This window comes from Protofrankia sp. Cas3, assembly GCF_963555955.1.
Lineage (GTDB): Bacteria > Actinomycetota > Actinomycetes > Frankiales > Frankiaceae > Protofrankia.
The window spans coordinates 1-6,137 of the sequence record NZ_CAUVXP010000240.1 but is presented as its reverse complement, the minus strand read 5'-3'; the positions used below and the strand labels follow the sequence as shown (position 1 = coordinate 6,137).

4 protein-coding genes are annotated in these 6,137 nt (G+C 67.4%); 1 reads left to right on the top strand and 3 read right to left on the bottom strand.

The window, feature by feature from the left end; genetic code table 11:
- Window positions 1–356: 356 nt before the first annotated feature.
- Complete coding sequence (locus U9983_RS26160; RefSeq protein WP_322756564.1) at window positions 357–1,238, bottom strand: LysR family transcriptional regulator; 882 nt, start codon at window positions 1,236–1,238, stop codon at window positions 357–359.
- A 203-nt stretch (window positions 1,239–1,441) separates the two neighbouring features.
- Window positions 1,442–2,917 (bottom strand): FMN-binding glutamate synthase family protein, encoded by a 1,476-nt coding sequence (locus U9983_RS26155; RefSeq protein WP_322756563.1) that lies wholly within the window; start codon window positions 2,915–2,917, stop codon window positions 1,442–1,444.
- 171 nt (window positions 2,918–3,088) lie between these two features.
- Between U9983_RS26155 and U9983_RS26150 the strand changes: the two genes are divergently transcribed.
- The gene (locus tag U9983_RS26150) at window positions 3,089–4,681 is read left to right on the top strand and encodes an LCP family protein (protein ID WP_322756562.1); all 1,593 of its coding nucleotides are present in this window, start codon (window positions 3,089–3,091) and stop codon (window positions 4,679–4,681) included.
- A gap of 9 nt (window positions 4,682–4,690) precedes the next feature.
- Here the strand turns inward: U9983_RS26150 and U9983_RS26145 are convergent, their stop codons facing one another.
- Window positions 4,691–5,569, bottom strand: a complete 879-nt coding sequence (locus U9983_RS26145; protein ID WP_322756561.1) for a hypothetical protein — start codon at window positions 5,567–5,569, stop codon at window positions 4,691–4,693.
- Window positions 5,570–6,137 lie beyond the last annotated feature (568 nt).

The following is a 6,137-nucleotide window of genomic DNA, read 5'->3' as shown; positions in this document are numbered from 1 at the left end:
GAATTGATGTTCTCGGCTTCCCGTGTCGTTCTGACGACGGTCAGGGATGCCGTGGTTGACGGTGTCGGTGCAGCGGTCAACTGATCGTTGGTCGTTGGCGCGGACATGACCGACCTCCGGACGAGTGAGTCTTGAGGATGATTAGACCCGAAACGGCGCGAAAAAAGTGACCCCGACCGCTCCCATCGGATGATGGATACGAAGCGCCACCGATTCAATTATCTCAGATGGCCCGAGAAGGCAACCTGGCCGGACGATCGGAATGCTCAATGGAGACATCGGCTTCTGGCCACGGCCCAACTCCGGACCGGGTCATGGGTGTGTTCCCGCCCTGTCCGGAGACGTCCTGGGAAGTGTCAGTGGAACGGCCCGGCCTCGTCCAGGGTGTCCAGCAGGGCGTCGACGACCTTGGTCCGGTTCGGCCGCCACACGACGTGGACCGACAGCATCGGGACGGGATCGACGAGGGGCACGGCGACCGGGCCCTTGGTCCCGCGGACTCGGTCGAGCGAGGCGAACCCCACCAGGGGGCGGGTGTTGAGTACGAGGGCGGTCGCACTCGGGTCGTCGACCTCGGCGGCGACCCGCAGGATGATCCTGGCCCGCTCGGCCGTGGTGATGATCGTGTCGTACATGGACGGGGACTGGGTACGACTGAACAGGACACATGCCTGGTGTTCCAGGTCCCGGAACGGAACCTGTTCGCGGCTGGCCCAGTCGTGCTGCTCGCCGACCACCGCTACGAGCGGTAGGCGCAGCACTTCGCGGGAGCGAAGGTCGTTGGTCGGCGGCAGTCCGAATATGAAGCCGACGTCGAGCTCGCCGCTGAGCAGGCCCTTGAGCTGGGGTCCTGTGCGTCGTTCCCACAGGTGGGCAATCAGCCCAGGGTGGGTGGCGTGCAGTCGCATCAGGGTTGGCTGCAGTATGCGGTTACCGGCTGGGAAATTGTAGCCGATGTTGATCGTACCGGCGCGCCCGGCAGCTGCGTCCCGGGCGGCCTGAACGGCCTTGCCGGCCTGATCGAGTATCCGTTTTGCCTCGACTTGAAACGCGACCCCCGCCGGTGTGAGTCGGACTTCGTGGGAGGTGCGGGCCACCAGCTTGACGCCGACTTCGCGTTCAAGGCGTTGCAGGTGTTGACTCAACGACGGCTGGGCGAGGTGAAGCTTGCCCGCCGCCCGTCCGAAGTGCAGCTCATCCGCGATGGCCAGAAAGGATACCAGATGTCGAAACTCCATTAAGCCCTCCGCGCCGGAAGTCCGTGACCAGCCTACCTGGCGCGACTAACGGGCGGTGACGGGCGAGTGTTGTCCTGAAGAATTATGCGGTATGCATGTGTCTGGAAAAGAAATACCGGCATGGATCCCGTCAGTTGGCGTCTCGACCCACCGTTGAGGATACGTCCGACCACGGAATTGCGCGCACCCGACCCGGGAGACGCCTACGTCCACCGCTTGCCGTTGTCGCCGAAGACCTCGCGTGCGGGTCGGGAGCCGAAGTGCCCATCGAGGATCTCGAAACTGTCGAGCGTGACGAGCGCCGGATGGGTGACGGCGCAGGAGTGCGCGAGCCGCAGCAGCTCATGCCGTAGGCCACGGACGTAGTTGGCGACGCGGGCCGACTTGTCCCGCGGGTCCAGCCCGCGGGTCAGCCAGCGGGACTGGGTGGCCACTCCGGTAGGGCAGCGGTCGGTATGGCAGCGTTGCGCCTGGATACAGCCCAGCGCCAGCATCGCCTCCCGGCCGACGTTGATCAGATCACAGCCCATGGCCATGGCCAGCAGCGCGGTCTCGGGGAAGCCGAGTTTGGCCGAGCCGACGAAGACTATCCGGTCGTCCAGGCCGGCCTCCACGAAAACCCGGTGGACCCGACTAAAGCCGATCTTGAAGGGGAGTGCGACATGGTCGCTGAAGGCGAGCGGCGCCGCACCGCTGCCACCTTCACCACCGTCGACGGTGATGAAGTCGACCCCGCGGTCTGTGGCCGCCATCTGCCGGGCGAGCTGCTCCCAGAATGTCGCCTCACCCACAGCCGACTTGATCCCGACCGGTAGCCCCGTCGCCGCGGCGATCTCCTCGACGACGTCGAGCATGCTGTCGACGTCACCGAACGCCGTGTGGGTCGACGGGCTGTAACAGACTTCGCCGGCCTTCACCCCGCGGATGCGGGCGATTTCGGGGGTGACCTTCGCCGCCGGCAGGATCCCACCCAGACCGGGTTTCGCGCCCTGACTGAGCTTGATCTCGACTGCGCGGATCGGGTGCCTGGCGGCGAGGTCGACCAGGCGCTCAAGGCTGAACCGGCCGTCCACAGTGCGGCAGCCGAAGTATCCGGTGCCGATCTGGAAGATCAGATCACCACCGTGCAGGTGGTGCTCGGATATCCCGCCCTCGCCGGTGTTGTGCAGACAGCCGGCCATGGCGCAGCCCTGGTTCAGTGCGGTGGTCGCCGGCGCGCTCAGTGCACCGAAACTCATGCCCGAGACGTTCACCACCGATGGTGGCCGCAACGCATGCGGCCGACCGCGTGCCGCGCCGAGCACCTTCTGGCAGGCCAACAGGTTGTCCGTGGCCGCGGGCCCCGGCAGTGGGAACGCCGCCGGTTTGATGATGAGGTAGTTCGCCGACAGTTCCAGGTCGTTGGCGGTGCCGAAGCCCGTGTTGGCGTTGTCCTGCTTGGCCGTGGCGTACACCCAGCGGCGTTGGTCGCGGCTGAAGGGCCGCTCCTCGTCGTTGCCGGTGACGATGTACTGGCGCAGCTCCGGCCCCACGTCTTCGAGCAGGAAGCGCAGGTGCCCGACGACGGGGAACGTTCGAAGGATCGAGTGCCGGCGCTGCAGGAGATCATAAAGCGCCACCGCACACACCAGCAGGGTGAATCCCAGCATGACGAAGCCCAGCATGATCCATCCGGTCATCACCGTCACCCCGTCCAACCAGCCGCCGCCCATCCCTGCCCGTCTCGATGTCTATATACGCTCAGGTTCGGATCGGGCGGATGCTGGGCTGAGAGGTGGGTATCGGGCGAGATGCGGCAGCCGGTGGCGACAGGTGATGCCGTGACAGGCGATGCCGTGAACCGTGATGGCGTGACACGTGCTGGCGTGCTGCCGGCGAGCCTCAATCCGCGGGTCCGAGCCCCGGGCGGCTCGCCTGCGCGGGGTGCCTCCGAGGTCTTCTCAGGGTTGCTTCAGGTGGTTTTCGCGCTGCTCTCGGTCGTCGTACTGGTGGCGAGCGTTGGTGGTTGGGTGCTCTACAACCATCTCAACGGAAAAATCACCAGAGTGGATCTTGGTCTCACCGGCCAGCGGCCGGCTGCCCCGGCCCGTGGTGTCGAGAACTACCTGCTGGTGGGTACCGACAGTCGGGCCGGCAGCGGCGGCGCCTATGGCGACGCGCCCGGCCAGCGCTCGGATACCACGATCCTCGTCCACCTCGCCGCGGACGGCACCAGCACCATGGTGTCCTTCCCTCGTGACACGTTGGTCACCATTCCCGAGTACACCGACACGAACGGCCACCGCCATGGCGCGCACCGGGCCAAGTTCAACTCGGCGATCGCGGACGGTGGCCCATCTCTGCTGGTCAACATGGTCGAGGGGCTCACCGACATCCGGATCGACCATTACGTGTCCATGGACCTCGAGGGCTTCCGCGCCATCACGGATGCGATCGGCGGTGTCGCTGTCTGCGTCCTTCCGTCGACCTACCGGGACGTCTTCTACGACAACAACGTGCGGAAGGTCAGCACAAACACCAACGACCCGATGAGTGGGTTCCTCGGCGGTCCCGGGACTGTCCAGGTGGACGGCCGCCAGGCGTTGGCCTTCGTCCGGCAGCGACACGGGCTGCCCGAGCAGGACCTCGACCGCATCCGACGCCAGCAGCAGTTCATCGGCGCCCTCTTCCGCAAGGCAATGGCCAGTGGGGTGCTGACCAGCCCGGTCAAGCTTGAGGCGCTGCTGTCATCGGTGACATCCGCGCTCACCCTCGACAGTCATACGGGCATCGCAGACCTGCGGGGACTGGCCACTCGGATGCGGGATGTGGCCACGGGAAGTATCCATACAGTGACTTTGCCGACCCATGCCCCGACCCGCGCGGAAGGCGCCATCGGCGACTCGGGTGAGCTCCCCGGACTCGGCGCCGTCCAGCTCTACGATCCGATCGACCTCGAACGTATCGTCTCGCCGCTGCGCCCCCCGGACAGTGGCACCGAGGTGTCCCCGTCGCCGCTGCCGTCGGTGTCCGGATCCGGGGCGAGCGGCGCCACCCCCGTCACGCCGGCAGACCAGATCACGGTCGAGGTCTACAACGGTTCGACGGTCGCGGGGCTTTCGTCCCGCGCCGCCACCGCGCTGACCAGGCACGGTTTCCGCGCCTCCAACGAAGGCAACGCATCCCTGCGTAGCCACACGAGTTCCACGGTTGTCTACGGCCCAGGTCAGGACACCGCCGCGCGCACCCTGCAGGCTGCCGTGCCCGGCTCCACGCTCCAGCGCGATCCGACCGCGACCCGCCTTGAACTGATCGTCGGATCATCGTTCACCGGGGTCGTCGCGGACGCAGCGGGCGGCCAGCCGACCGGCGCAGGACCGGCCGCGACCACGGGCGGGGACGCTGCCGCGTCGGCGCATCCGAGCACCCCCGTCCCGGCCGCGGCCCCGACCTGTACCTATTGAGATCCACTGTCAGTCGGAGATCGTGAGGACTTCCGAGAGTGGCCGGCGCGGGGCCGGCTCAGCCGGGACACCGCCGGCCGCCGGCAGGCCGAGGCGAATGACCATCTGGACGGTTCCGGTGCTCTGGAGGATCTCGCGCAGCGCGACTCGGATCGCGTCGATGTCCTCGGCGTGCCCGATGGGACACGCGGCCACCGAGAGGGCCGTGGCGCTCAGCAGAACCCGCGCGAGCGCCTGACCCGCTGCCATGCGGTCGATCGGACGGTCGGCGGCGGTGCCGAGCACAACGATGGAGTCCTGGCCGTCCACCGGGCCGTCCACCTGGCCGGCCCGAGCGGATGGCGCGTCCGTCGCGAGGTGATCGTCGGTGCCGGTGTCGTCCAATGTGGCCAGCCAGGCGTCCTCGGTCGCGGCAGCGTCCTGGAGCGCTGCCAGGACGCCGGTCGGGTCGGGTGTGGGTTGGATCGGCCCGCGTCCCGCGTGTCCCGCGTGTCCGAGGTGTACTGCGGTGCCCAGCGACCGCTCCCAGGCGTCAGGCGGCCTGGCTTCGTTGATGCGGATGGTCGCGAGTGGCTCCTTGCCGGCGAGGTCCCGGTCGAGGCCGCCATAGCCCGGTCCGCCGGGCAGGACGACGACATCCGGGACGAACCCGCGCAGCCGCAGGGCGATCCGCGCGTAATACAGGGCGGCACCACAGCTGATCAGTAGTTGCCGGCCGTCGGGGTCGACGGCGCCCAGCAGTCGGGACGGGTCCGCGAAGAGCTCCAGGCGCCTGTCTGCGACCAGCCAGTGCCACGGCTGGGTGTCATGGATCGACGGTGCGTGGGACGCCTCCGTGACAACTCCTTCGATCTCCTCGTGAAAAGACGTCAGGCCGTCCACCCGCATGATCTTCACCATCTCTCTCGTCGCCCGATCCCGCTGCGCTGTCGCCCTGGTTGTTCCCCGTTCTCCGCCGTCGCCTCCTCCGGCCCGCGGTCCCTCTGCGAGCCGGTCCCTCTGCGAGCCGGTGTCGCAGCGAGCCGGTGTTGCAGCGAGCATGTCGAGCCGGACCGGCGATCATCCGCGTCCCTACTGTCGGGCGCGCTACGCGTGCGCCGGGGCCGCCGAGAGGCGCAAGCACGGGCGGACATCGCAGCGCCGGACGGATCCCCGGGATGTGTCGATACGTAGCCGTCTGGGTACGGAAAGAAATTTCTACAAAGTGCTTGCGATCATGAAATCCGGCCGGTCCATCGTGTATGTTTTCTCTTACCGGCGGAAAGCCGGGAGACACCGAAGCCAAGTCGCGACGGTGGCCCCCCTCCCCGGTCCGGCCATCTTACGAGGGTGGTCGGGGGTGCATCGTGAGGCGGCCGCCGGTTGATCCGGCGCGGTTTGACTCGGCGAGACCCGAACGGTAAGTTGCGACAACCGCTCCGGGCGGACGCTGAAAAGCGCAGTCCGGTGTGCACTC

Excerpts from the sequence above, each read along its gene's own strand:
- U9983_RS26155 (WP_322756563.1), bottom strand. The coding sequence starts at position 2,917 with ATGACCGGATGGATCATGCTGGGCTTCGTCATGCTGGGATTCACCCTG.
- U9983_RS26160 (WP_322756564.1), bottom strand. The coding sequence starts at position 1,238 with ATGGAGTTTCGACATCTGGTATCCTTTCTGGCCATCGCGGATGAGCTG.
- U9983_RS26145 (WP_322756561.1), bottom strand. The coding sequence starts at position 5,569 with ATGCGGGTGGACGGCCTGACGTCTTTTCACGAGGAGATCGAAGGAGTT.